Consider the following 24,201-nt stretch of genomic DNA (forward strand, 5'->3'; position numbering starts at 1 on the left):
ATGTCGCAGCCACCGTGAACGAGAGGATTGGAATGCGCACCTTCGATGAGATGTATCTGGACCCCGCTGCCCCGAATGCCGCGGTGCGAGAGCACTATCGGGACTACGCGCAGTGGCTTTCCAGGCAGTCGCCCGAGTTGCTGCGTGCGCGCAGCGAAGAGGCGGAAATCGTGTTTCGCCGCGTGGGCATCACCTTTGCCGTCTATGGCGACAAGGATGAGAGCGGCGCGGGCACCGAGCGCCTGATTCCGTTCGACCTGATTCCGCGTGTGATTCCCTCGCAGGAGTGGAGCCGCATGCAGGCCGGGCTGGCCCAGCGCGTGACGGCCCTCAACCGCTTTATCGGCGATTGCTATCACGGCCAGGACATGGTGCGCGCAGGCCTGATTCCGCAGGAGCTGGTGCGGGGCAACAGCCAGTACCGCCCGGAGATGGAGGGCATCAAGGTGCCCAACGATGTGTACGCCAATATTGCAGGCATAGACATCGTGCGAGCCCCCGATGCGGCGGGCAACGGCGTGTACTACGTGCTGGAAGACAATCTGCGCGTGCCTTCCGGCGTGTCATACATGCTGGAAAACCGCCGCATGATGATGCGTCTGTTCCCCGAGCTGTTCAGCAAGCACGCCGTGGCGCCTGTCGCCCATTACCCGGACATGCTGCTCGATACGCTGCGTGCCAGCGCCCCGCCCGGTGTGGCCGAACCCACCGTCGTGGTGCTGACGCCCGGCATGTACAACAGCGCGTATTTCGAACATGCCTTCCTCGCTCAGCAGATGGGGGTGGAGCTGGTCGAAGGGCAGGACCTGGTGGTGGAAAAAGACGTGGTCTATATGCGCACCACGCAGGGCCTGCAGCGCGTGGATGTGATCTACCGCCGTGTGGACGATGACTTTCTCGACTCCGAAGTTTTCCGCCCCACATCAACGCTGGGCTGTAAGGGCCTGATGCGCGCCTACCGCGCTGGTAACGTCAATATCTGCAACGCCGTAGGCACAGGGCTGGCTGACGATAAATCCGTCTACCCCTATGTGCCGGAGATGATTCGTTTCTATCTGGGTGAGGAGCCCATCTTGCAGAACGTGCCAACCTGGCTGTGCCGCAAGAGTGATGACCTCAAATACGTGCTCGATCATCTGCACGAACTGGTGGTCAAGGAAGTGCACGGCGCAGGCGGCTACGGCATGCTGATTGGCCCGGCGGCAACCAAGGCCGAGATCGAAGACTTCCGCCGTGTGCTGGTGGGCAACCCGAGCAACTACATTGCCCAGCCCACGCTGAGCCTGTCCACCTGTCCAACCATGGTGGATGCCGGCATTGCGCCGCGCCATATTGACTTGCGTCCCTTTGTGCTGACGGGCACAGAAGTGAACATGATCGCTGGTGGCCTGACGCGTGTGGCGCTCAAGGAAGGCTCTTTGGTGGTGAACTCATCTCAGGGCGGTGGCACCAAAGATACCTGGGTGCTGGAAGAACAAGAGGGAGGCCGCTGATGCTGAGTCGTACCGCCGATCATCTCTACTGGATGTCTCGCTACACCGAGCGGGCGGAGAACACCGCTCGAATGCTGAGCGTGTCCTACGAAACCGCCATGCTGCCCCAGAGCATTCGCGATGCCGAGCGCGGCTGGCACAGCGTGCTGTCCATCAGCGAGCTGGTGCCTTCGTTCATGGATCGCTATCGCACGGTAGATCAGGAGACGGTGCTGGAGTTCATGGTCTCCGATGAGGCCAACCCTTCCTCCATCTTCGCCTGCCTGAAAGCTGCGCGAGAGAACGCCCGCGCCGTGCGCGGCGCTTTGACCACCGAGTCGTGGGAGACGCAGAACCAGACCTGGCTGGCGCTGCAGCGCAACTTCAGCAAAGGTGGCTGGAAGAAAGACCCGGCGCAGTTCTTTGAGTGGGTCAAATACCGCTCGCATCTGTGGCGCGGCGTTTCGCTGGGTACCATGCTCAAGGACGAGGCCCTGCACTTTGTGCGACTGGGCACTTTTGTGGAGCGAGCCGACAACACCGCCCGTCTGCTGGATGTGAAGTTTCACGCCATTGAGCGCGACTACCACGGCATGCCGCGCGGGCGGGGCATGGCTAACTTTGACTTCTATCACTGGAGCGCGCTGCTACGCAGCGTCTCGGCCTTTGAGGTCTATCGCAAGGTCTATCGCGACGTGATTACGCCAGAGCGTGTGGCCGAGTTGCTGATGCTGCGGGTGGACATGCCGCGCTCGCTGCTGGCCAGCATGCGCGAAGTGGTCAAGAACCTGGAGCGTGTGTCCAACGACCACTCGCAGGAAACCGAGCGCAAGGCGGGGCGCCTGCTTGCCGATCTGCAATATGGGCGCATCGACGAGATACTGACTACCGGACTGCATGCTTACCTCACGCAGTTTCTGGACCGTATCAGTGATCTGGGCTCGGGCATCAGCCATGACTTCCTGATGCCAAGCTAGAGCCAACTGGCGCAAAAAAAGCGGTCCATCAGGGACCGCTTTTTTATGGGTAACCGTTGAGTTACTCGATCTCGCCCATCAGCGACTGCAGATAGTTCTGCGAGCCCACCTTGTCGATCAGGTCGATCTGGGTTTCCAGGAAGTCGATGTGCTCTTCGGTGTCGTCCAGAATCTTTTGCAGCAGATCGCGCGAGACATAGTCACGCACGGATTCGCAGTGGGCAATGCCGTCCTTGATGGTTTGCTGGGCGGCTTGCTCCAGGCGCAGGTCGCTGGCCAGAGCTTCTGGCACGTCTTCACCGATCTGCAGCTTGCCCAGATCCTGCAGATTGGGCAGGCCGTCCAGCATGAAGATGCGGTCCATCAGCCAGTCGGCGTGCTTCATCTCGCCGATGGACTCTTCGTATTCCTTCTTGGCCAGCTTGTCGAAGCCCCAGTGCTTGTACATGCGGTAGTGCAGAAAGTACTGGTTGATGGCGGTCAGCTCGTTCTTGAGTTGGGCTTGCAGCCAGGAAATAACTTGTGCATCACCTTTCATGGGGGACTCCTTCTTTGGCGGGTGTTGTGTTGCAGAGATTGTCGCTGCTTTATGCGACAGATCAATAAAGTCCACGCTCTGGCGCATTGGCTGCATATGAGGCGTGTTCTCGTTTAGCTTACGATTTGTGCGGTCACTGGCGCGCCTTTGCTTATTGACAGGCTGATGACAACAAAAGCTATGAGCGTGATTGAAGGACTATTGGCTTGAAGCGGGCAGATTCGGACCACAATACAAAGCTGAGCTGCAAAGCGATGCGCAGCTTGGCCTCAGAATCACTGGAACAGGGTTTGATAGATTTATCAAATTGAATTGATTCAATCAATTGATTGGATCAATTGAAAAAGTCGACCTAAACTTCATCCTGTCATCAACACTAACCACAAGGAAACAGCAAATGTCTTCTCTGATCAATACGCAAGTTCAACCGTTCAAGACCGAAGCTTACGTGAACCGTAACGGCAAGGGTGAATTCATCACCGTGACCGAAGAGAGCCTGAAGGGCAAGTGGTCTGTTGTGATCTTCATGCCTGCTGCTTTCACTTTCAACTGCCCTACCGAAATCGAAGACGCAGCCAACAACTACGCCGAGTTCCAGAAGGCCGGTGCCGAAGTCTTCATCGTGACGACCGACACCCACTTCTCGCACAAGGTGTGGCACGAAACCTCCGACGCAGTGGGCAAGGCTCAGTTCCCCCTGGTTGGCGATCCTACCCACCAGCTGACCAACGCTTTCGGCGTGCACATTGCTGAAGAAGGTCTGGCTCTGCGCGGTACCTTCGTGATCAACCCCGAAGGCGTGATCAAGACCATGGAAGTGCACTCCAACGAAATCGCTCGTGACGTGTCCGAAACTCTGCGCAAGCTGAAGGCTGCTCAGTTCACCGCCGCCAACCCTGGCCAAGTGTGCCCCGCCAAGTGGAAGGAAGGCGCCAACACCATCACTCCTTCGCTGGACCTGGTTGGCAAGATCTAAGCCTGATTAATATCGGCTGAGCGCGAAAGCGCTCTCAAAGCCGGACGACGATCAGGCACCCGGTGCCTGTCCGTCCGGTTTTTTTACGCCCAGTTTTTGCTTTTATGGGCGGGCAAATGGCTTCAAGGCCTTTGCTGCACGGCATCAACAACTCAAAAATTGATAGGAATCCACCATGCTCGACGATCAACTCAAAGCCCAACTCGCCGCCTACCTGGAACGTGTGCAGCAGCCGTTTGAGCTGGTGGCTTCTCTGGATGACAGCGAGACCAGCGCCCAGATGCGCGATCTGCTGGAAACCATCCAGTCCCTGCGCAGCAACAAGATCACGCTGCGCACTGATGGCAACGATGCGCGCAAGCCTTCGTTCCTGCTCAAGCGCGAAGGCGCTGACAACCAGCTGCGTTTTGCGGGTCTGCCCCTGGGTCATGAATTCACCTCGCTGGTGCTGGCCCTGCTGTGGACAGGCGGCCACCCACCCAAGGTGGAGCAGGATGTGATCGACCAGATCAAGGCGCTGGACGGTGACTTCAACTTCGAGGTCTACATGAGCCTGACCTGCCACAACTGCCCCGATGTGGTGCAGGCCCTGTCGCTGATGGCCATCCTGAACCCCAAGATCAAGACCACGGTGATTGAAGGCGGCGCCTTCCAGAAGGAAGTGACCGAGCGCGAAATCATGGCTGTGCCCATGGTGTTCATGAACGGCTCCGTGTTCGGTTCGGGCCGCATGAGCATCGAAGAAATCGTGGCCAAGCTCGATACCGGTGCGGCAGCGCGTGAAGCCGAGAAGATCTCGGCCAAGGAAGCGTTTGACGTGCTGGTGATCGGCGGTGGCCCCGCTGGTGCCGCAGCGGCTGTGTATGCAGCGCGCAAGGGCATTCGCACTGGCGTGGCGGCTGAGCGCTTTGGCGGTCAGGTCAACGACACGCTGGCCATCGAGAACTACATCTCCGTGCTGGAAACCGACGGTCCCAAGTTTGCCGCAGCGCTGGAAGCCCACACCCGTGCCTACGATGTGGACATCATGAACCTGCAGCGTGCCGAGAAGCTGATTCCCGCAGCGCAGCCTGGCGGTCTGGTGGAAGTGCAACTGGCCAACGGCGGCTCGCTCAAGGCCAAGACCGTGATTCTGTCCACGGGTGCCCGCTGGCGCAATGTGAATGTGCCCGGCGAAGCCGAGTACAAGAACAAGGGCGTGGCTTACTGCCCCCACTGCGACGGCCCCCTGTTCAAGGGCAAGCGCGTGTCGGTGATTGGCGGCGGTAACTCCGGCATCGAAGCGGCGATTGACCTGGCGGGTCTGGTGGCCCATGTCACGGTGGTGGAATTTGCCGATCAGCTCAAGGCCGATGCCGTGCTGGTCAAGAAGTTGCACAGCCTGCCCAATGTGACCGTGGTCACCAATGCCCAGACTACCGAAATCACCGGTGCCAGCGGCAAGGTCAACGGCCTGCGCTACAAGGACCGCACGACGGGCGTTGAGCACCAGGTTGAACTGGAAGGCGTGTTTGTGCAGATCGGTCTGGTACCCAACACCGAATGGCTCAAGGGCACCGTCGAGCTGAGCAAGTTTGGCGAAATCCTGGTGGATGCCAAGGGCCAGACGAATCTGCCTGGCGTGTTTGCTGCGGGTGACTGCACCACGGTGCCTTACAAGCAGATCGTGATTGCTGCGGGTGCTGGTGCTACGGCTGCGCTGTCGGCTTTCGATCACCTGATTCGCAACTAAGCATTAAAATGGCTTGAAGCGTATGTAGATAAAGCGCTGATAGCTATCAAAAAAGGACTGCATGGCGCAGTCCTTTTTTTGTGATCTGGGTTTACAGCGTCATCAGCATCACGATCACGGCGACGCCCATCAACGCGGTGGCGGCCCATCCCAATAAGCGGTGGCGGGTGGAGATCGTCAGCTCGCCCATGATGCGAGGTGACTGGCCCAGCCACAGCATCACAGCCATGATGGGCACCGAGATCACGCCGTTGACCACCGCGCTCCACACCAGGGCATTGATGGGGTCCACCTCCAGCATGCCAAGCACCGTGCCCAGGCCCGTGGCCGCAATGATGAGGCCGTAGAAGCCGCGTGCCTCCTGAAAATCATGCGAGAGGCTGGCCTTCCAGCCCAGCATGTCGCTGACGGCATAGGCGGCAGAACCGGCGAGCACCGGCACGGCCAGCAAGCCTGTGCCGATGATGCCCAGTGAAAACACGGTAAAAGCCAAATCTCCAGCCACGGGGCGCAGCGCTTCGGCAGCCTGTGCCGAGGTCTGAATCTCTGTGATGCCATGCAGATTCAGTGTGACGGCAGTGGCCACCACAATGCTCAGCGCAACGCCGTTGGACAGCAGCATGCCCACTGTGGTGTCCATGCGTATGCGGGCCAGGTGTTCCTGGACATAAGCCGGAATCTGGCGCAGTGCGCGGGCATCAGGCAGCAGGCGCTGGTCTTCGACTTCCTGCGCGGCCTGCCAGAAAAACAGGTAGGGGCTAATGGTCGTGCCCAGCACCGCAACCACCATGGCAGCGTAGTCGCGCAGCGATGCACCTGCAGGGAAAAATTTCCAGGGCTGTATCGATTCAATCGCCATTTGCTTGAGCGGCACATGCACCACCATCACCACGGCGAAATAGGCCAGCAGCGAAAGCGTGAGCCACTTGAGCAGGCGCACCGAGCGCTCATACGAAAAAAGCACCTGAGCCAGCAGGCAGATGGCGCCGAAGAACAGGCTCAGCAGCATGGGGTTGCCGCCCACAATGAGGCGCGCCGCCTCAGCCATGGCACCGATATCGGCTGCGATATTGATGGTGTTGGCCACCACCAGTAGCGCGATCAGGCTGCGGGTCAGCCAGCGGGGGCACAGCGCCGTCATATTGGCGGCCAGCCCACGGCCCGTGGCCCAGCCAATGCGGGCAGACAGCATCTGAATGCCAATCATCAGCGGCGTGGTCACCAGCAGCATCCACACCAGACCAAAGCGCCATTGCGCACCGGCCTGCGAATAGGTGGCAATGCCGCTGGGGTCGTCATCGGCTGCACCGGTGATAAGACCTGGGCCAAGACGGCGTGCGGCGGCGATGCTGCGAGGCACCAGCACAGACCCGCGCAGAAATTTTGGGGTGAAATGTGACATGACTCACTTCCTGCAGACCTGCGGCAGCAGGCTGCGAATGGCGGCTTTTAAAGGGCCCTCTCACACCCCTTGCCGCCGAGGTGTCAGCGCTGGAGTGAGGTGGCCCCGTGACTTCGGTCAGGGGACATGGTGAATCAACAGGAAATGCAGACAGGGCGGATCATGAACCTGCGGCAAAGCGCTCGCAAGTGGCCGATCTCTGCATTCATGAAAAGAATGGGTAAAGTATTTTTAATTTGTTATTGAGAATTATTCGCATATACTAAGCACCAATCAGCCAGCACATGCAGTAGCCAGCAACGGACTTCCTATCCGCGCCGCTAACCAGAAGCCAGCTCTTATCCATTCAATGAATCGAGAGGGTTTTCTGTATGGCATCAGCTGCTGCTGAGCGCGCCTGTTTCAAGGCGTCTTTTCCATCTGTCATTCATCCGCTGGCATTGGCCTGTGCGCTCGTCTGTGCCACGACCGCAGTGCAGGCTCAGCAGGCGCAACCTGAGCCCAATAGCGCTGCAGTCAAGGTTGCACAAGCAAATACCGCTATCCAAATTGCAGCAGCCCACGCTGACCGCAATGCGCCCGTGATGCGCGATGTGGTGGTCAGCGCATCGCGTGATGAGCAAGATGCCGACAGCCTGCCCATGACGGTGGACGTCATCGACGCCAAGCAGATGGAGGAAGACCAGATTGGCGACATTCGCGAGCTGGCTACCAAGCTGCCCAACGTGGAAGTGGCGCGCAGCCCGGCGCGCTTTTCGCTGGCGGGTTTATCCACCGGGCGCGATCAGAACAGTGGCTTCAACATTCGTGGTCTGGATGGCAACCGCGTGCTGATGCTAGTGGATGGCGTGCGCCTGCCGCGCAGCTACACCTTCAGCGCCAATTCTTTTGGTCGTGACTATCTGGATCTGGGTTTGGTGCAGCGCGTGGAAGTGCTGCGCGGCTCGGTGCCTGCGCTGTATGGCTCGGATGGCATGGGCGGCCTGGTCAACTTCATCACCATGCAGCCCGATGATTTGCTCAAGGATGGCAAGACCATTGGCGGCCGCGTTTCGGCCAGCTATGACGGTTCGGACAACGGCAAGCGCGTGGGTGCGACGATTGCCGGGCGCGCCAGCCCTGAATGGAGCTGGCTGGTGTCTGCCGGTATTGGCCGCTCAAGTGCGCTGGAAAACATGGGCAGCAATAGCGCAAACGGCGCATTGCGCACCACGCCCAACCCGGAAAAAGACAAAAGCCATTCGCTGCTGGGCCGGCTGGTCTACACACCATCGGCTGTGCAAAAACATGTGTTCACGCTGGAAAACGTGGACAAGCACGCCGACTACGATTTGCTGAGCGCACGCTCGGCCACGGTGACCGATTCGCAGGCGCAAACCACCATGAAGCGCTGGCGTGCCAGCTGGCAGGGCGAGTGGCGCGATCTGAATACGGCGCTGGCCGACGAGATCAAGCTGATGGCCAGCTATCAGAGCTCGGACTCGCGTGAGTTCGTGACCGAAACCCGTACCCCGCCGCTGGCCTATCGCGAACGCGATGTGACCTATGACGAAGATGCGCTGCAGCTGCATGCTCAGGCCGGCAAGACGCTGCGCTGGGGCGCCAATTCCAGTGGCAAGTTCACCTACGGTGTGGACTATCTGCGCGGCAAGGTGGTCAACACGCAGGACGGCATCACCCCGCCAGCGGGCGAGAGCTTCCCGCTCAAGCGCTTCCCCGACACCACCGAAACCTCGACGGCGCTGTTTGCGCAGGCTGAGCTGCATTACGGCGCTTTCAGCCTGACGCCCGGCGTGCGTGCCGAGCACTACAGCATCAAGCCCAAGCAGCAGGGCTTCGGTGGCACGGTGGTCAGCAATTCGGATTCAGCCATCTCGCCCAAGCTGGGCGCCATGTTTCAGATGAACGATGCCTGGTCGGTGTATGGCAATTACGCCGCGGGCTTCCGGGCGCCGAATGCAGGGCAGATCAATGCCTTCTTCGAAAACCCGCTGGCCTTCTACAAAAGCATTCCCAATCCTGATCTCAAGCCCGAAAAGAGCAACACCTTCGAGCTGGGTCTGCGTGGTCGCCTGAATGCGCTGCGCCTGGATGCTGCTGCCTTCACGGGCCGCTACAAGGACTTCATTCAGGATCAGGTGCAGGTTGCAGGCCAGTACGGCGACCGCAACAACCCGGCCGTGTTCCAGTCCGTCAACCTGAACCGCGTGCATATCAGCGGCTTTGAGCTGAAGGCCGATTACGACTGGGGCCAGTTTGCGGGCGGTAACTGGCGCACCAACGCTGCCTACGGCTATACCAAGGGCACGGACAAGAACACCAACAAGCCGGTGGACACCATCTCGCCGCAGCAGTTTGTGCTGGGCGTGCGCTATGACCGATCTACCGTTGGAGTTCAGCTCAGCGCGTCGCATTGGGCGGGCAAAAAGGCCAAGGACGCTGCAGCCGGTGCCTGGCTCAGCCCGTCGGCCACGGTGGTGGATTTGAGCGCGCAATGGCGCATTCGTCCCGGCACCCGCCTGAATGTGGGCGTCTACAACCTGACCGACAAAAAGTACTGGCGCTGGGCTGATGTGCGTGGCCTGACGGGCACCACACAGATTGCTGACGCTTACAGCCAGCCGGGCCGCAATGTGCGCGTGTCTCTGGTTCAGGACTTCTGATTTTGTAGCTGACGGCGCATGATGCATAAGCGCCTGAGGCTGTTTTGACTCAAAAAACTGCGGGAGTGTGCCATGTCTGTTTACGAGAACACCGCCAATGCCCAGAACAACACGGGCAGCCGCGACGAGGAATACCTGCTGACCGAAACCGAAGCCCAACTGGCGACGGTGCTGGCCCTGATGACGGGCTTTAGCCAGGGCTGCTGCGCGGTCCACCGCTCGCCCATGGCTCAGCGCGTGGCCGAGCAACTGGCACGCATGGCCGAGGGCCGCGATGGCAACGACCGATCTGACGACATGCGCCACTTTCTGCAAAAGCTGGGACAGCGCTGGGCCACCGTGGCCCAGGTGCTGGCGCAGCCAGAGCAAGCCACAGAAGCCAGTTTTGACGACGAATTTTCCCAACCACAACCGCACTGGCACCACAGCCCGGAGACCCTGCAATGAACGCCATCAACCCAACTGAAATCCAAACCCTGACCGCGGTCCAGATTCGCGAGCAGTTTGCCCAGCAGCGTGAGCAAGGCCTGCGCGCCAAGGATGCCGCCGAGGCGCTGCATCTGAGCGAAGGTGCTGTCATTGCTGCTCATGGCGGAGAGCATGAGCGCACGCTCAAGGCTGTGCCGCTGCGCGCCGAATGGCTGGACATTCTCAAAGGGCTGGAAGCCTGCGGCACGGTGATGGCACTGACCCGCAACGAATCCACCGTGCATGAAAAAGATGGCGTCTATCAAAAGCTTTCGGCGCAGGGCCCTGTAGGGCTGGCGCTGGGCCGTGAGATTGATTTGCGCTTGTTCTTCATGCACTGGCATGCCGGCTTTGCCGTGACTGAAGCGGCTGCCAACGGCAACCGCCCCGCCATGCACAGCCTGCAGTTTTATGACGCAGCAGGTCGCGCTGTGCACAAGGTGTTTGCCCGCGAAGCCACTGATATGAATGCATGGAGTGCGCTGGTAGATCGCTTTGCAGAGCCATCTGCGGGCTATGTGTTCCGTGAGCCCGCAGCCAAGCCTGCTATCAAGGCCGATAGCGAAATCGACGTGCCCGCTCTGACGCAGGCATGGGCTGATATGAAGGATACGCACGAGTTCTTCGAGATGCTGCGCAAGTTTGGTGCCGAGCGTCAGCAGGCATTCCGTCTGGTGCCCCAGTATTGCGAGCGCCTTAGCACCGATGCGATCACCCAGTTGCTGGGCAATGCGGCGGTGGATGGCGTCTCCATCATGGTGTTTGTGGGCAGCAGCGGCTGTATTCAGATTCACACCGGCCCGGTTTCCAATATTCAGCCCATGGACGGCAAGAACGGCGTGCGCTGGATCAATGTGCTGGACAAGGGCTTCAATCTGCACCTGCGCACTGACATGATTGCCAACGTGTGGCTGGTGCAAAAGCCGACTTCCGATGGCGTGGTGACCTCGGTCGAAGCCTTTGACGCCGAAGGCAACAACATGGCCATGTTCTTTGGCGAACGCAAGCCCGGTCAGCCCGAGCTGCAAAGCTGGCGCGAACTGGCAGAGGGCCTGCCGCGCAACGCGGCGATGGTGGAGGCAGCATGAGCGCGCAGCCAATCTCTCGCCGACAGGGCATGCAGTGGCTGGGCGCAGCAGTTGCAGGGGCCGCGCTGCCAGGGCTGGCGCAGGCCAGCACTGTAACGACACCGGCGGCCAAGCGGCTGGTGTCGCTCAGCGGCGCTTTGACTGAAGTGGTCTATCTGCTCAACGCCCAGAGCCTGCTGGTAGGCACGGACACCACCAGTCTGTACCCCGAGGCCGCGCAGAAAACGGCCAAGGTGGGTTATGTGCGCCAGCTCTCGGCCGAAGGCCTGCTGTCACTCAAGCCTGATGCCGTGGTTGGCACCAGCGATGCCGGGCCTCCGGTAGTGATTGAGCAGATTCGCCAGGCTGGTGTGCGCGTGGCGCTGATTGCTGCCAAGCACAACTGGGCCGAGGTGCAGGAAAAAGTCAAAGTCGTGGGCCGCGAAACAGGCCGTGTGGCGGAAGCTGACAAGCTGCTGGCGCAGCTTGATGCCCAGTGGTCCGCAGTGCAGGCACAGGTGGCCAAGGCTGCGCGCAAGCCGCGTGTGCTGTTTGTGATGTCGCACGCTGGCAGCCCTCAGGTTTCGGGCAAGGGCACGGCTGCCAATGCGCTGATTCAGTACGCAGGCTGCGTCAACGCCATTGACCAGTTCGACGGCTACAAGCCGCTGACCGCTGAAGCGCTGGCCAGTGCTGCACCTGAGGTCATCATCAATACCACGCAGGGTATAGAAGCGCTGGGCGGTGAAGCCGCTTTCTGGAAGCGGCCCGAGCTGGCGCTGACGCCTGCATTTGCCAAGAAGGCACTGGTCACGCTGGAGGCCAGTCACCTGCTGGGCTTTGGCCCGCGCCTGCCCAGCGCAGTGCAGGCACTGCATATGCGTGCCCTGCAGTGGGTGGCCTGATGAGCGCCGTGGCCGTCAAACCCGGGTCGCTGCCTGCGCAGGTGCCTGTTGCCGTATCGCGCTGGCGCACACCGGCAGGCCGGCTTAACCGCAGCGCAGCGCTGCTGCTGGGCGCGGTGCTGGTGGTGTTGGCCATGGTCTGGGGCGCGGCCAGCGGTGCTTATGCGATTGCGCCAGCGCAGTTGCCAGGCATTGTCTGGGATGGTCTGCGCTGCCTGTTGGGCAGCGATGTGCAAACGGGCGCAGAGCATCTGGTGTTCCTCAATATCCGCCTGCCGCGCCTGCTGATGGGCGTGGCTGCTGGTGCTGGATTGGGGCTGGCGGGTGCGCTGATGCAAGGCCTGTTTCGCAACCCGCTGGCGGACCCGGGGCTGATTGGTGTGAGCAGCGGCGCAGCGCTGGCTGCGGGCATCACCATCGTGCTGGGCGGAGTGTATCTACCCTGGCTGCCGCGCCATCTGGGCAGTTGGGCGCTGGTGGCCATGGCCTTTGGCGGCGGTCTGGCTGTCACGGCTGTGGTCTATGTGCTGGGCCAGGTGCAGGGCACAACACGTATTGGTCTGATGCTGCTGGCCGGTATTGCCATCAATGCACTGGCCGGTGCGGGCCTGGGTTTCTTGAGTTTTGTCTCCACCGATGAGCAGCTGCGCAATCTGCAGATGTGGCTGCTGGGCAGTCTGGGCGCATCGCGCTGGAGTGCTGTGGGGCTGGTGGGCAGTGCGGTGGCTGTGAGTGTGCTGGCGGCGCTGGCGCTGGCCAGACCATTGAACGCGATTGCACTGGGTGAGGCGCAGGCCAACCTGCTGGGTGTGGCGGTAGAGAAAACCAAGCGCCGCGCGGTAATGGTGGCGGCACTGGCGGTGGGGGCTGTCACGGCCACCACGGGCATCATCGGCTTTATCGGTCTGGTCGCGCCGCACTGGGTGCGGCTGATAGCTGGGCCCGATCATCGCGTGGTGCTGCCGGGCTCGGCCTTGCTGGGGGCGGCGCTGGTAGTCAGTGCCGATGCAGTGGCACGCACCATTGCCAAACCGGCTGAGCTGCCGCTGGGTGTGTTGACTGCATTCATTGGTGTGCCATTGTTTCTGGCCATGCTGCGCCAGTTCAGGAGCAAAGTATGAATCCCTCCACACTGGAATGCCGCAATCTGGGTGTAGGCGTGGGCAAAGGCCCGCGTCTGGCCACTGTGGATGTGGTGCTGAATGCAGGGCGCTTTACCGCTATTCTTGGCCCCAATGGCGCGGGCAAATCCACGCTGATGTCCATGCTGGTGGGGGAACGCGCGCCGCAGTGCGGGCAGGTGCTGCTTGATGGCGCAGAGCTTTCCCGCCATGCCCCGCAGGCGCTGGCCATGCGGCGGGCCGTCATGCCCCAGGACTGCAGTGTGGCTTTTGATTTCACCGCGCAGGAAGTGGTGGAGCTGGGGCGCTACCCGCATCGTCAGCACGCTGGTGCGCAGGAGCCGCAGATTGTGCAGCAGGCCATGGCGCTGACAGGTGTCGATCACTTGGCGCAGCGCAGCATCAACACCCTGTCAGGTGGCGAGCGGGCTCGCACCCATCTGGCCAGAGCCCTGGCACAGATCTGGCATGCGCCGGACGGTGGCAGCGCCCGCTGGCTGCTGCTGGATGAGCCCACTGCAGCGCTTGACCTGGCCCATCAGCACCACGCCATGCGCTTGCTGCAGCAATGGGCTGCAGAGCAGGGCGTGGGCGTGGTGGCGGTGATTCACGACCTGAATCTGGCCCTGCGCTATGCCGATGATGTACTGGTGCTGGGAGGCGCAGCAGGTGTGAACCACGGCGCTGTGCTGGATGTGCTGCAGCCCGCGCTGGTGCAGCAAGTCTGGGGTATGCAGTGCGATGCAGTGCGCAGCAGCGACGGTGCGCTGCAATATATTTTTGTAGCGGATAGCGCTTTGGCTGCTTGATATTTCAGAGGTTTCAATATGAATCCGAAGCCAGTCGGGCGCAGGCTGCTTCAGATAAATGAGCAGATCAAACAGTTGTAAAACAGGTTTGAAACTGGCGTTACCTATGTGAGAGACAGCAAGCAAGGGCCGCCCCGCAGCGAGGCTGTCGTCCCCCTCCGCGAAGCAGAGAGGGGGAAGGCGCGGAAGCGCCTCAGGGGGAGCTGCACCAATCAATGCCCCAGATGCTGCGGCAGCACTTCCTGCAAGATCGTGGTGGCGATTTCTTCGATGGACTTGGTCGTGCTGGACAGCCACTCAATGCCGCTGCGGCGCATCATGGATTCGGCCTCGGCCACCTCATAGCGGCAGTTCTGCAGGCTGGCGTATTTGGAGTCGGGGCGGCGCTCATTGCGAATCGATGACAGGCGGGCCGGGTCAATCGTCAGGCCAAATAGCTTGGAGCGGAATGGCACCAGCGCCGGCGGCAGCTGCTTGCGGTCAAAGTCTTCGGGAATCAGCGGGTAGTTGGCAACCTTCAGACCAAACTGCATGGCCAGATACAGGCTGGTGGGGGTCTTGCCCGAGCGGCTTACGCCCACCAGAATCACGTCGGCGCCCGTCAGGTCGGTATTCGTCTGGCCATCATCGTGGGCCAGCGTGTAGTTGATGGCCTCCATGCGCTCCAGATATTCCTTGCTTTCGCTGATATCGGCAAAGCGGCCCACGCGGTGCAGCGATTTCTGGCCCAGTTCCAGCTCCAGCGGGCGCACAAAAGTGCCAAACATGTCGAAAACCTTGCCCTTGCAGGTGGTCTCGATCAGCTCCAGAAATTCCTGATTGACCAAAGTGGTGAACACAATGGGCTTTTTGCTCTCCACGGAGGCCACATGGTTGATCTGGCGAATGGCCTGATGCACCTTGTCCACCGAGTCCACAAACGGCACTCGCACGATGCGCGGCTTGGTGTCGAACTGCGCCATGATGGCGGTGCCAAAGGTCTCAGCGGTGATGCCTGTGCCGTCAGAAATGACAAAAATTGTATGGGTATGCATGGTGCGCGCAGTGATTAGATAAGGGGCGGGTTGGCAATGCCATGTCCCGCACTCTGAAACAGGTTTGAGCCACGCGAAGCTCGCCAGCTCGGCCTACAATGACGCCCATTATTCCCAAATTCCAGCCCATGCTCGTTGACGGTCAACATCCAGAACAGCAAAGCACTGCATTGATGCGGCATGGGTTTGCGTGCCCCGGGCCATTGCGCCCCGGCGGACGCCAGCGTACCGATTTTTAACTTTGGAGCTTTCCCATGTCTCAACTGTTCGAAGCGACCGCACTGGTCGTTCCGTTTGAAAAACTGAGAATGTCTGATGTCGAGTCCGTAGGCGGCAAGAACGCCTCGCTCGGCGAAATGATCTCGCAACTGCCTCAGGGCGTGCGCGTGCCTACCGGCTTCGCCACCACAGCCCATGCATTCCGCGACTTCCTGGCCTACGAAGGCCTGGCAGGCAAGATTTCTGCGAAGCTGGCCGCTCTGGATGTGGACGATGTCCGTGCCCTGGCCGCTGTGGGCGCTGAAATCCGCGCCATGGTGGAAAACCAGCCTTTCCCTGCCGATCTGGAAAAGGCCATCCGTGAGGAATTCGTTCGCCTGCAAGGCGGCAATGCCGAAGCCTCTTTCGCCGTGCGTTCTTCTGCCACCGCAGAAGATCTGCCTGACGCATCGTTTGCTGGCCAGCAGGAAACCTTCCTGAACGTGGTGGGTATCGAAGACGTGCTGCACAAGATGAAGGAAGTGTTCGCGTCGCTGTACAACGACCGCGCCATCTCCTACCGCGTGCACAAGGGCTTCGAGCACGACGTGGTGGCTCTGTCCGCTGGCGTGCAGCGCATGGTACGTTCTGACCTGGGCGCTGCTGGCGTGATGTTCACCATCGACACCGAATCCGGCTTTGAAGAAGTGGTGTTCATCACTTCCAGCTACGGCCTGGGTGAGACCGTGGTGCAGGGCGCCGTGAACCCCGACGAGTTCTATGTGCACAAGCCCATGCTCAAGGCTGGTAACAAGGCACTGATTCGCCGCAATCTGGGCTCCAAGCTGATCCAGATGGTGTTCTCGACTCCTGAAGAGAAGGCTGTGGACGGCAAGCTGGTCAAGACCACCGATGTGGCTCATGAACTGCGCAACCGTTACTCCCTGACCGACGCCGACGTTGAGCAACTGGCTCGTTACGCGTTGGTGATCGAAGAGCACTATGGTCGCCCCATGGACATCGAGTGGGGCAAGGACGGCACCGACGGCCATCTGTATATCCTGCAGGCACGTCCTGAAACCGTGAAGAGCCAGTCCAAGGGCCAGGCCGAGCTGCGCTACAAGCTCAAGGGCACCGGCAATGTGCTGGCCGAAGGCCGCGCCATTGGCCAGAAGATCGGTACCGGCCCTGTGCGTCTGGTGTCTGATATTTCGCAGATGGACCAGGTGCAAGCTGGCGACGTGCTGGTGACAGACATGACCGACCCTAACTGGGAACCCGTCATGAAGAAGGCTTCGGCCATCGTCACCAACCGTGGCGGTCGTACCTGCCACGCCGCCATCATTGCGCGCGAACTGGGTATTCCTGCTGTCGTGGGCTGCGGCAACGCCACCGATCTGCTCAAGGCAGATACGCTGGTGACCGTGTCCTGCGCTGAAGGCGATACTGGCAAGATCTACGACGGTCTGATCGAGACCGAAGTGACCGAGGTCAAGCGCGGCGAAATGCCCGCGATCCCGACCAAGATCATGATGAACGTGGGCAACCCCCAGCTGGCTTTTGACTTTGCCCAGCTGCCCAACGAAGGCGTGGGTCTGGCCCGTCTGGAATTCATTATCAACAACAACATCGGTGTGCACCCCAAGGCCATCCTGGACTACCCCGCCGTGGCTCCTGACCTGAAGAAGGCTGTGGAATCCGTGGCCCGTGGTCACGCATCGCCCCGTGCTTTCTACGTGGACAAGGTCGCCGAAGGCGTGGCAACCATTGCCGCCGCTTTCTGGCCCAAGCCTGTCATCGTGCGTATGTCGGACTTCAAGTCCAACGAATACCGCAAGCTGATTGGCGGCAGCCGCTATGAGCCCGAGGAAGAGAACCCCATGCTGGGCTTCCGTGGCGCAGCACGCTACATCTCCCAAGAGTTCGGCGAAGCCTTCAAGATGGAGTGCGAAGCTCTCAAGCGCGTGCGCGAAGAGATGGGTCTGAGCAACATCAAGATCATGATTCCGTTCGTGCGTACGCTGGGCCAGGCCAAGCGCGTGACCGAGCTGCTGGCTGAAAATGGCTTGAAGCGCGGCGAGAACGGCCTGCAGCTGATCATGATGTGCGAAGTGCCTTCCAACGCCATCCTGGCGGACGAATTCCTCGAGTACTTCGACGGCTTCTCCGTGGGCTCCAACGACCTGACTCAGCTGACCCTGGGTCTGGACCGTGACTCCGGTCTGGAACTGCTGGCTGCTGACTTCGACGAGCGCGATCCTGCGGTCAAGAAGATGCTCAGCCGCGCCATCAAGGCTTGCCGCGACCAGGACAAGTACGTGGGTATCTGCGGCCAGGGCCCTTCGGATCACCCGGATTTTGCCAAGTGGCTGGCTGACGAAGGTATTTCGTCCATCTCTCTGAACCCTGACAGCGTGGTCTCCACCTGGCAGAAACTGGCTGAATAAGCCCGCGCATCGCCATGCAGACGCATCAAGCGCCCATGCATGACGATGCTGCGTCGGACGCTTTGTTCGACGCCTTTGGCAAGCCGCGGGAAGTGACCTTCCCGCCGGACTTCCACGACATACACCACCTGAGACTCAAGGCCTTGTTGCTGACGATCTGGGTGGTGTTTTCATTTGGCACCAGCTACTTTGCGCGGGATCTGCAGGCCTTGTTTCCCAACTGGCCGGCGGCTTACTGGATGGCAGCGCAAGGCGCTGTGCTGGTGTTTCTGGCGCTGATCGTGGTGTACTGCGTAGCCATGAACTATTTCGAGCGCAAGCAGGCCAAGACGGCCACAGAGGCGCAAGTGCAAGGCCCGGTTTCGCAAGCCCCGGTTTCGCAAGCCCCGGTTTCTCGCGACTTTAACGACTCTCATGTCTGAGCGGCCGCAGCTCAGTCGCGCTTATCACTGGCGCCTGCATCGCATTCTTTTCCTTTATGTGCTGGGTGTTCTGGGCTTTCTGGGTGCCATGTTCTGGGCCGAAGCTCGGGGTCTGTCGCGGCACTGGATAGGGCCGATCTTTCTGTTTTGCACCGTGATGGTCTATGCAGGCATTGGCGTGTATTCACGCACCAGTGACGCAGAAGAGTATTTCGTGGCCGGGCGGCGCATTCCGCCGTTCTACAACGGCATGGCCGCCGCTGCGGACTGGATGAGCGCCGCCTCTTTCATCAGTCTCTCCGGTGCGCTCTATCTGCAAGGCTTTTCGGGGGCAGGCACGCAACCCGGGGGGCTGGCCTATGTGCTGGGCTGGACGGGCGGGTTCTGTCTGGTGGGCATGCTGATCGCCCCTTATTTGCGGGCCATGAATCTCTACACCGTGCCGGACTTTTTTCAGGCCCGGTTTGGCGGGCGCTGGCCGCGCATTATTGCGGCACTGGCTGCGATTACCTGTTCATTTACCTATGTGGTGGCGCAGATCTATGGCGTGGGCCTGATTGCCGCGCGGCTGACAGGGGTGCAGTTTGAGATCGGCATCATGCTGGGGCTGGGGGGCGTGCTGCTGTGCTCGTTTCTGGGTGGCATGCGGGCCATCACCTGGACGCAGGTGGCGCAGTATGTGGTGATCTTGCTGGCCTTTATGCTGCCTGTGTCCTGGCTGGCTTACAAACAGCTGGGCACGCCCTGGGCGCCCGCTGCCTACGGGCAGCAACTGAGCAAGATTGCCCGTATGGAGCAGCAGCTCATGGCGTCTGAGGCCGAGCAGTCTGTCGTGGCCGCCTATCGCACCCGCGCCGAGGTGCTGCAGGCCAAGCTGCGCGATGTGCCCAATGTGCTGACGGCCGAGCGTCAGGCGCTGGCCGAGCATATTCGTGAGCTGCGCACCAGCAGCGGCAATATTGGCGCCATCATGGAGGCCAGCCGGGAACTGGCTTCCATGCCCAAGGACGAAGCTGCAGCACGCGAGCGCTGGACCCGCGAGCTGCGCGAGGCCTATGAAAAAGCCCAGCCTCTGGGCGGCATTCCGCCGCAAAGCCAGCCCTTTGCTGGTAACCCGCATGGCAGCCCGCAGGAGCAGCAGGCCTATGAAGTCAGTCGCCGCAATTTTCTGGCGCTGGTCTTTTGCCTGATGGTGGGCACCGCAGGTCTGCCGCATCTGCTCACTCGCTACTACACAGCGCCCTCGGTGGCTGCGGCGCGCAGCTCGGTGGCCTGGTCTCTGTTCTTTATCGGCCTGTTGTATCTGAGTGCCCCGGCGCTGGCGGTGCTGGTCAAGTACGAGGTCATGAACAATCTGGTGGGCACGCATTTCGATGCCCTGCCCAACTGGATGGCGCAATGGGCCCGCGTGGATGGGGCTTTGCTGTCGGTGGAGGATATCAACGGCGACGGCATTTTGCAGTTTGGCGAAATTCGCATGGGCGCCGATCTGATCATGCTGGCCACGCCAGAGCTGGGTGGCATGCCCTATGTGGTGTCTGGGCTGGTGGCTGCGGGTGGGCTGGCTGCGGCGCTGTCCACGGCAGATGGTTTGCTGCTGACCATCAGCAATGCGCTGGTGCGTGATCTCTACTATCAGGAGCGCCAGCGCATGGAGACCGTCAAGCGCCGCATCTCACCCGAGCAGCGTGTGATTCTCTCCAAGTTTGCCCTGCTTCTGGTGGCGCTTTCTGCCGCTTTTGTGGCGGCACGGCGTTCGTCGGACATTCTGCCCATGGTCTCCGCCTCGTTCTCGCTTGCGGCCTCAGCCTTTGTGCCGGCCATGGTGATGGGGATTTTCTGGCGGGGCACCACAAGGCGCGGCGCGGTGGCGGGCATGCTCAGCGGTCTGACGGTGACCCTGTATTACATGGCTGCCCATGTGCAAGGCCTGCAAGGCGTTCTGCCCGAGGTTCTGCGTACTGAAACGCTGTGGTGGGAAATTCAGCCCGTCTCCGCAGGCGTGTTCGGTGTACCTGTCGGGTTCGCCGTCACACTGCTGGTCAGCTGGTGGGATGGTCGGCGCACGGTGCGCTGATTCAATGCGCTATCAACTCCTGATTTCATAGCTGCTTGCGCTTTCATCTATTGGGCTGCAGCAGTTTTTCTTGAATTTTTGCATGGGCTTTGCGCTTGCGCAGCCGTGCCGCATGGCTTGCACGTAAACCCGCTTTGCATGCGCAGCCAAGCCTGTCACGCTGCTCAGGTTCAATAGAAAGCACAGCCATGCATCTGATTAAAACAGCAGAGGGACAACAGGCCTTCAAAGAGCGTCATGCGGATTTAGGCCAGCGTCTGCGGTCGGCATTTTTGCTGTTCGATGGCAACCGCAGCCTGCTGCAGGTGCTGGAAGCCACTTCTGCCATGGGCATCAGCAAGGATGACATTCTGGCGCTGGTCAGCAGAGGCTGGCTGGCCGAGAAAACCGGCGCTGCCGTACCTGCGGCTGCGCCCGTGTCGGAGCTTCAGCCCCCGGCACTGGCTCCTGCCGAGGTGGATGAAAAAAGCATAGCTGGCCGTTACCAGAAGGCTTATCCCATGGCTGTCAGCATTACGGGTGGGCTGGGCTTGAAAGGCTTTCGTCTGAATCTGGCCGTGGAAGCCGCCATGGGCTATGAGCAACTGGTGGAACTGGCACCGCGCATCCGTTCTGCGGCGGGCGACAAGGCTTATGCGCCGCTGCACAAGGCTTTGTTTGAGGCAGAGAAAACGCAGTAGAGCTGAATTGAGTGGCGTGTCGCCATGAAAAAAGCGACCTTTTCAGGTCGCTTTTTTGTGAAGTGCTTGCGCGGGACGTAGATCAGACAGCCAGCAGTTCCACGTCGAACTTCAGGGTGGCGTTGGGAGGAATCACGCCGCCCGCGCCACGTGCGCCGTAGCCCAGTTCAGCGGGGATCAGCAAAGTGCGCTGGCCGCCAACCTTCATGCCTTGCACGCCTTCGTCCCAGCCCTTGATCACCATGCCGGCGCCCAGAGGGAAGACGAAGGGATCATTGCGGTCCTTGCTGGAGTCGAACTTGGCGCCTTGCACGCCATTGTTGTAGAGCCAGCCGGTGTAGTGCACGGTCACGTTCTTGCCGGCCTGGGCTTCGGCACCTTCACCCACAACGGTGTCTTCATATTGCAGGCCAGAGGCGGTAGTGTTGAAAGCCATGATGGATTTCCTTTCAGCGCGAAAAGCAGAAAAAGGCGATGGAAAAAAGGGCCGGCCAAGCTTGCTTGGGGCCCCTGGATGATATCGATGGATGCGTTGGCTGACGAGGGCGCGGGGCCACTGTAGCCCAAGCTTTACTTCTTGGCGCGCGCTGCCACCCAGCGGTTGGCAAAGGCTTGCACATCAGACAGGCGCTTGAGCAGGTCCTGACCCGCCAGCGTCACGGTGTAGCCGTCGCTGCCGTGTTCCAGCAGGCCGCATTCACGCAGTTCCTTGATGCGGGTGTTCAGGGTGTTGGGGGTGATACCGCCCACGCTGTCTTGCAGCAGTCGGAAGGTCTGGGGATGACCATCCCGTAGAGCCCACAGCACGCGCAGAGCATATCGGCACTCGAGCTTCTCGAACAGCTGGTTGATGGCGGCGTTTTCTTTGGAGCTCATGGACGCTTCTCCTTGCGCAGTGATGTTGTTAGAGCCTGACGCACTAGCCTGTGCGCTCAGTGCCTAGTCGGGTTGACTATAGCGGTTAAATTATTTTGCTACAAGTTTAGTAGCTCCAAATCTGCAACTGCAACGCCTTGAGGTGATAAACACGACAAACTACGTGCAAGTGTTGCAGGGTTGCCACGAAACCCGAGTGCCGAGCCGCGTGCTTCAGGGTTTATAGCAATGTGCAGAGCTTGCGAGCGCCATTGCTGGCGATTGACAGGAGAATCCCCAATAGCAAGCACTGGCTTTCATGAGTTTTGGAGCGCTTTTGGCTTCAGCTCAAATGAATATATGCGCTGATAGCTATGAAAATCATAGTTAACCAAGCTTGCTGCTTGCTTGCTGAAGCTGCACCAGCAACTGCAGCAGCCGGTTGGCTGGTGTGGCAATGCCCAGCGCCTGCCCGCGCTGCACCACATAGCCATTGAGATGGTCGATCTCGGTCGCTTTGCCGCGTGCCAGATCCTGCGCAGTGGATGAAAGCTGGCCGGGCATGGTGCGGGCTATTGCAGCCACTGCTTCGTCCAGTTGCGGGGGCAGATCCACGCCATCGGCCTGGGCCACGGCCTTGCATTCACGGATGATGTCCTGCATGACTGCCTCTGTGCCTGCCTGGGCTACCAGCCAGCCGTAGGACTGCTGGGTGAGTGCAGACAGGGCGTTGTACACGCAGTTGATGATGAGCTTTTGCCACAGCGCTGCACGCACGCCATGCGAAACCTCGGTGGGAATGCCTGCGGCGCTGAACTGCTGTGCGATGCAATCGCTTTTCGGGCCGGGGGCAATGACCAGCTCGCCCCGCCCGAAATGGCGCACATGGCCAGCGCCCGCCATGGCGGTAGCCACATAGACCACAGTGGCCGCCACGGGCTGCGCGCCAAGAATGCGGCGCACGCGCTCGTCGTTGTCCACGCCGTTTTGCAGGCACAGCACCTGCGTGTGCGGGGCAAGATAAGGCTGGATCTGGGCTGCGGCGTGTTCGGTATCGGTGGACTTTACGCAGAAAAGCACTACATCAGCCCCGGCAATACTGGCGGCATCGGTGCTGGCCGTCACGGGAATGAAGAGGTCCTGGCTGGACGTCTGCAGTCTCAGCCCTTGCTGGGCAATGGCTTGCACATGCGCAGCCCTGCCAATCAAAGTCACGGGATGACCGGCTCGGGCCAGCAGCGCTCCAAAATAGCAGCCCACGGAGCCTGCGCCCATGACGGCAATGGACAGTGGGTGCGATGGTGAGAGTGTGGGCTCTGTCATGGTGATGAAGCTCAGGTCTTGAGCTTGAGCAGGTGGCTCATGAGCTGAGCGGTGGAGGTTTCAATTTCCAGAAAGTCCTGCAGCGATTTGCCAGTCTGCCATGAGGCATTTCAGCTATTGCTGCTCAGGCTCTGTTTCCAGCTGTCCTGGCCTGTTGCAAATTCAATAGCGCTAATCATTTGCTGGACGCGCGCTGCCGGCAGATCTTTGCCTGTGAAAACGGCACGCCAGTTGGACATCTCTGCATCCACCCCCTGTTCGCGCAGGGAGGGTATGCCAAACATGCTGCGGCGCGAAGACACTCCAAGTGCGCGCAGCTTGCCGCTTTGCAGTGCAGCGCGGAATTCGCTGTAGCCAGAGATGCCGACCTGGACCTGCTTTTGCAGCAGGGTCTGCACCACCTCGTTGCCACCGGGGAAGGCCTTGTATTGCAGCTGCTCGACATTGGCTTTGGACAGACGGGCCAGCATGCCGGCGTACATATGGTCCACGCCGCCTGCGGAGCCCCCGGCAATCGTCACGGAGGCCAGGTTCTCGCGCATGGCCTTGGTTAAAGCCTTGGGGTCGGTGATGGGGGAGTCCGCAGGCACGGCCACGACCAGATAGTCGCTGGTCAGTCGTGCCAGCGCCTGCACCTTCTGCAAATCATTGGAAGTCTTGTTCAGTGCCAGTGCACCCACCATGACCATGCCGCCAATCAGCAGGCTATTGGGGTCGCTGCCATAGCGCTGGGTGTACTCGGCCAGACCGATGGTGCCGCCCTTGCCGCCAATGTTTTCGTAGATGACTTTGTCCACCATGCCGCTGCTGGTCAGCGCAGCGCCCAGTGCACGGCCGGTCTGATCCCAGCCGCCGCCGGGGTTGGCGGGAATCACGATGCGCAACTGAGCGCCCAGACGCTGCGCCGGGTTGGCCAGCGCGCTGTTCAGGCTCAGGCTGGAGCCCGCCAGCAGGGCGGAGGCGTAGCCCAGCCATTGACGGCGTGAAAGGGGTTGAGTCTTGGTTTTTTGTATATGCCCAGTCATGTCTTGTCTC

At 60.5% G+C, this 24,201-nt stretch carries 21 protein-coding genes and 1 pseudogene; 14 read left to right on the forward strand and 8 right to left on the reverse strand.

All coding sequences use genetic code 11. From position 1 onward, the window contains the following. The first annotated feature begins 32 nt into the window (after nucleotides 1-32). Nucleotides 33-1,493 carry a circularly permuted type 2 ATP-grasp protein gene (locus tag JDW18_RS06435; protein WP_218242869.1) on the forward strand — a complete coding sequence of 487 codons (1,461 nt, stop codon included), beginning with the start codon at nucleotides 33-35 and terminating at the stop codon, nucleotides 1,491-1,493. Beyond that, nucleotides 1,493-2,449, forward strand: coding sequence for an alpha-E domain-containing protein (locus JDW18_RS06440; protein WP_218242870.1), 957 nt, complete (start codon nucleotides 1,493-1,495; stop codon nucleotides 2,447-2,449). Before JDW18_RS06435 ends, JDW18_RS06440 begins: the two co-directional genes overlap by 1 nt. Before the next feature lie 61 nt (nucleotides 2,450-2,510). On the opposite strand, the gene bfr is transcribed toward JDW18_RS06440, so the two are convergent. After that, nucleotides 2,511-2,987: a bacterioferritin gene (gene bfr, locus JDW18_RS06445; RefSeq protein ID WP_218242871.1), complete on the reverse strand. Its 477-nt coding sequence runs from the start codon at nucleotides 2,985-2,987 to the stop codon at nucleotides 2,511-2,513. 397 nt (nucleotides 2,988-3,384) lie between these two features. Here bfr and ahpC point away from each other — a divergent pair, with 397 nt between their 5' ends. Beyond that, entirely contained in the window at nucleotides 3,385-3,963 is a 579-nt protein-coding gene (gene ahpC / locus JDW18_RS06450; protein ID WP_218242872.1) for an alkyl hydroperoxide reductase subunit C, read from the forward strand. A 175-nt stretch (nucleotides 3,964-4,138) separates the two neighbouring features. After that, entirely contained in the window at nucleotides 4,139-5,695 is a 1,557-nt protein-coding gene (gene ahpF, locus JDW18_RS06455) for an alkyl hydroperoxide reductase subunit F (RefSeq protein WP_218242873.1), read from the forward strand. Between the two features lie 91 nt (nucleotides 5,696-5,786). Here the strand turns inward: ahpF and JDW18_RS06460 are convergent, their stop codons facing one another. Next, nucleotides 5,787-7,097 (reverse strand): NRAMP family divalent metal transporter, encoded by a 1,311-nt coding sequence (locus JDW18_RS06460; RefSeq protein ID WP_218242874.1) that lies wholly within the window; start codon nucleotides 7,095-7,097, stop codon nucleotides 5,787-5,789. Between the two features lie 371 nt (nucleotides 7,098-7,468). Here JDW18_RS06460 and JDW18_RS06465 point away from each other — a divergent pair, with 371 nt between their 5' ends. From JDW18_RS06465 to JDW18_RS06490, 6 genes are all read left to right on the forward strand, one after another. Further along, the gene (locus tag JDW18_RS06465; RefSeq protein WP_218242875.1) at nucleotides 7,469-9,760 is read left to right on the forward strand and encodes a TonB-dependent hemoglobin/transferrin/lactoferrin family receptor; all 2,292 of its coding nucleotides are present in this window, start codon (nucleotides 7,469-7,471) and stop codon (nucleotides 9,758-9,760) included. 72 nt (nucleotides 9,761-9,832) lie between these two features. Continuing rightward, entirely contained in the window at nucleotides 9,833-10,207 is a 375-nt protein-coding gene (locus JDW18_RS06470; protein ID WP_218242876.1) for a hypothetical protein, read from the forward strand. Beyond that, the gene (locus JDW18_RS06475; RefSeq protein ID WP_218242877.1) at nucleotides 10,204-11,316 is read left to right on the forward strand and encodes a hemin-degrading factor; all 1,113 of its coding nucleotides are present in this window, start codon (nucleotides 10,204-10,206) and stop codon (nucleotides 11,314-11,316) included. Before JDW18_RS06470 ends, JDW18_RS06475 begins: the two co-directional genes overlap by 4 nt. Next, nucleotides 11,313-12,200, forward strand: coding sequence for a heme/hemin ABC transporter substrate-binding protein (locus JDW18_RS06480; RefSeq protein WP_218242878.1), 888 nt, complete (start codon nucleotides 11,313-11,315; stop codon nucleotides 12,198-12,200). The genes JDW18_RS06475 and JDW18_RS06480 overlap by 4 nt, the downstream gene beginning before the upstream one ends. Next, nucleotides 12,200-13,321: a FecCD family ABC transporter permease gene (locus JDW18_RS06485; protein WP_218242879.1), complete on the forward strand. Its 1,122-nt coding sequence runs from the start codon at nucleotides 12,200-12,202 to the stop codon at nucleotides 13,319-13,321. Before JDW18_RS06480 ends, JDW18_RS06485 begins: the two co-directional genes overlap by 1 nt. Further along, nucleotides 13,318-14,130, forward strand: coding sequence for a heme ABC transporter ATP-binding protein (locus JDW18_RS06490; RefSeq protein ID WP_218242880.1), 813 nt, complete (start codon nucleotides 13,318-13,320; stop codon nucleotides 14,128-14,130). The genes JDW18_RS06485 and JDW18_RS06490 overlap by 4 nt, the downstream gene beginning before the upstream one ends. Before the next feature lie 212 nt (nucleotides 14,131-14,342). Here JDW18_RS06490 and ppsR read toward each other — a convergent pair whose 3' ends face one another. Further along, complete coding sequence (ppsR, locus tag JDW18_RS06495) at nucleotides 14,343-15,164, reverse strand: posphoenolpyruvate synthetase regulatory kinase/phosphorylase PpsR (protein WP_218242881.1); 822 nt, start codon at nucleotides 15,162-15,164, stop codon at nucleotides 14,343-14,345. A 254-nt stretch (nucleotides 15,165-15,418) separates the two neighbouring features. Between ppsR and ppsA the strand changes: the two genes are divergently transcribed. From ppsA to JDW18_RS06510, 3 genes are read left to right on the forward strand one after another with little or no spacing between them, the layout of a single operon-like run. Next, nucleotides 15,419-17,809, forward strand: coding sequence for a phosphoenolpyruvate synthase (ppsA, locus tag JDW18_RS06500; RefSeq protein ID WP_218242882.1), 2,391 nt, complete (start codon nucleotides 15,419-15,421; stop codon nucleotides 17,807-17,809). A 14-nt stretch (nucleotides 17,810-17,823) separates the two neighbouring features. Further along, nucleotides 17,824-18,231, forward strand: a complete 408-nt coding sequence (locus tag JDW18_RS06505) for a DUF4212 domain-containing protein (RefSeq protein ID WP_218242883.1) — start codon at nucleotides 17,824-17,826, stop codon at nucleotides 18,229-18,231. Continuing rightward, on the forward strand, nucleotides 18,224-20,308 hold the full coding sequence (locus JDW18_RS06510) for a VC_2705 family sodium/solute symporter (RefSeq protein ID WP_218242884.1): 2,085 nt from the start codon (nucleotides 18,224-18,226) through the stop codon (nucleotides 20,306-20,308). The genes JDW18_RS06505 and JDW18_RS06510 overlap by 8 nt, the downstream gene beginning before the upstream one ends. A gap of 43 nt (nucleotides 20,309-20,351) precedes the next feature. On the opposite strand, the gene JDW18_RS06515 is transcribed toward JDW18_RS06510, so the two are convergent. Then, complete coding sequence (locus JDW18_RS06515) at nucleotides 20,352-20,498, reverse strand: hypothetical protein (protein ID WP_218242885.1); 147 nt, start codon at nucleotides 20,496-20,498, stop codon at nucleotides 20,352-20,354. Here JDW18_RS06515 and JDW18_RS06520 point away from each other — a divergent pair. Next, the gene (locus JDW18_RS06520) at nucleotides 20,497-20,988 is read left to right on the forward strand and encodes a hypothetical protein (RefSeq protein ID WP_218242886.1); all 492 of its coding nucleotides are present in this window, start codon (nucleotides 20,497-20,499) and stop codon (nucleotides 20,986-20,988) included. The two genes, JDW18_RS06515 and JDW18_RS06520, sit on opposite strands and share 2 nt — an antisense overlap. A gap of 82 nt (nucleotides 20,989-21,070) precedes the next feature. Here JDW18_RS06520 and JDW18_RS06525 read toward each other — a convergent pair whose 3' ends face one another. The 4 genes and pseudogenes from JDW18_RS06525 to JDW18_RS06540 all read right to left on the reverse strand — a co-directional run bounded on the left by JDW18_RS06525 (nucleotide 21,071) and on the right by JDW18_RS06540 (nucleotide 24,191). Beyond that, on the reverse strand, nucleotides 21,071-21,424 hold the full coding sequence (locus JDW18_RS06525; protein ID WP_218242887.1) for an FKBP-type peptidyl-prolyl cis-trans isomerase: 354 nt from the start codon (nucleotides 21,422-21,424) through the stop codon (nucleotides 21,071-21,073). A 134-nt stretch (nucleotides 21,425-21,558) separates the two neighbouring features. Then, nucleotides 21,559-21,864 carry a winged helix-turn-helix transcriptional regulator gene (locus JDW18_RS06530; RefSeq protein ID WP_012206858.1) on the reverse strand — a complete coding sequence of 102 codons (306 nt, stop codon included), beginning with the start codon at nucleotides 21,862-21,864 and terminating at the stop codon, nucleotides 21,559-21,561. 366 nt (nucleotides 21,865-22,230) lie between these two features. Next, nucleotides 22,231-23,166, reverse strand: coding sequence for a ketopantoate reductase family protein (locus tag JDW18_RS06535; protein WP_218242888.1), 936 nt, complete (start codon nucleotides 23,164-23,166; stop codon nucleotides 22,231-22,233). An 11-nt stretch (nucleotides 23,167-23,177) separates the two neighbouring features. Further along, nucleotides 23,178-24,191 (reverse strand): annotated as a pseudogene (locus JDW18_RS06540) (Bug family tripartite tricarboxylate transporter substrate binding protein). Between the last annotated feature and the right edge of the window lie 10 nt (nucleotides 24,192-24,201).

It is taken from the genome of Comamonas fluminis (genome assembly GCF_019186805.1).
Classification (GTDB): Bacteria; Pseudomonadota; Gammaproteobacteria; order Burkholderiales; family Burkholderiaceae_C; genus Comamonas; species Comamonas fluminis.

Bases quoted from the DNA above. Each gene is read 5' to 3' on its own strand.
- ahpF (WP_218242873.1), top strand. From the start codon at position 4,139: ATGCTCGACGATCAACTCAAAGCCCAACTCGCCGCCTACCTGGAACGT.
- JDW18_RS06515 (WP_218242885.1), bottom strand. From the start codon at position 20,498: ATGGCTGTGCTTTCTATTGAACCTGAGCAGCGTGACAGGCTTGGCTGC.
- ahpC (WP_218242872.1), top strand. From the start codon at position 3,385: ATGTCTTCTCTGATCAATACGCAAGTTCAACCGTTCAAGACCGAAGCT.
- JDW18_RS06470 (WP_218242876.1), top strand. From the start codon at position 9,833: ATGTCTGTTTACGAGAACACCGCCAATGCCCAGAACAACACGGGCAGC.
- JDW18_RS06490 (WP_218242880.1), top strand. From the start codon at position 13,318: ATGAATCCCTCCACACTGGAATGCCGCAATCTGGGTGTAGGCGTGGGC.
- JDW18_RS06480 (WP_218242878.1), top strand. From the start codon at position 11,313: ATGAGCGCGCAGCCAATCTCTCGCCGACAGGGCATGCAGTGGCTGGGC.
- JDW18_RS06465 (WP_218242875.1), top strand. From the start codon at position 7,469: ATGGCATCAGCTGCTGCTGAGCGCGCCTGTTTCAAGGCGTCTTTTCCA.
- JDW18_RS06435 (WP_218242869.1), top strand. From the start codon at position 33: ATGCGCACCTTCGATGAGATGTATCTGGACCCCGCTGCCCCGAATGCC.
- JDW18_RS06460 (WP_218242874.1), bottom strand. From the start codon at position 7,097: ATGTCACATTTCACCCCAAAATTTCTGCGCGGGTCTGTGCTGGTGCCT.
- JDW18_RS06530 (WP_012206858.1), bottom strand. From the start codon at position 21,864: ATGAGCTCCAAAGAAAACGCCGCCATCAACCAGCTGTTCGAGAAGCTC.
- bfr (WP_218242871.1), bottom strand. From the start codon at position 2,987: ATGAAAGGTGATGCACAAGTTATTTCCTGGCTGCAAGCCCAACTCAAG.
- JDW18_RS06525 (WP_218242887.1), bottom strand. From the start codon at position 21,424: ATGGCTTTCAACACTACCGCCTCTGGCCTGCAATATGAAGACACCGTT.
- JDW18_RS06505 (WP_218242883.1), top strand. From the start codon at position 17,824: ATGCAGACGCATCAAGCGCCCATGCATGACGATGCTGCGTCGGACGCT.
- JDW18_RS06510 (WP_218242884.1), top strand. From the start codon at position 18,224: ATGTCTGAGCGGCCGCAGCTCAGTCGCGCTTATCACTGGCGCCTGCAT.
- ppsR (WP_218242881.1), bottom strand. From the start codon at position 15,164: ATGCATACCCATACAATTTTTGTCATTTCTGACGGCACAGGCATCACC.
- ppsA (WP_218242882.1), top strand. From the start codon at position 15,419: ATGTCTCAACTGTTCGAAGCGACCGCACTGGTCGTTCCGTTTGAAAAA.
- JDW18_RS06440 (WP_218242870.1), top strand. From the start codon at position 1,493: ATGCTGAGTCGTACCGCCGATCATCTCTACTGGATGTCTCGCTACACC.
- JDW18_RS06535 (WP_218242888.1), bottom strand. From the start codon at position 23,166: ATGACAGAGCCCACACTCTCACCATCGCACCCACTGTCCATTGCCGTC.
- JDW18_RS06485 (WP_218242879.1), top strand. From the start codon at position 12,200: ATGAGCGCCGTGGCCGTCAAACCCGGGTCGCTGCCTGCGCAGGTGCCT.
- JDW18_RS06520 (WP_218242886.1), top strand. From the start codon at position 20,497: ATGCATCTGATTAAAACAGCAGAGGGACAACAGGCCTTCAAAGAGCGT.
- JDW18_RS06475 (WP_218242877.1), top strand. From the start codon at position 10,204: ATGAACGCCATCAACCCAACTGAAATCCAAACCCTGACCGCGGTCCAG.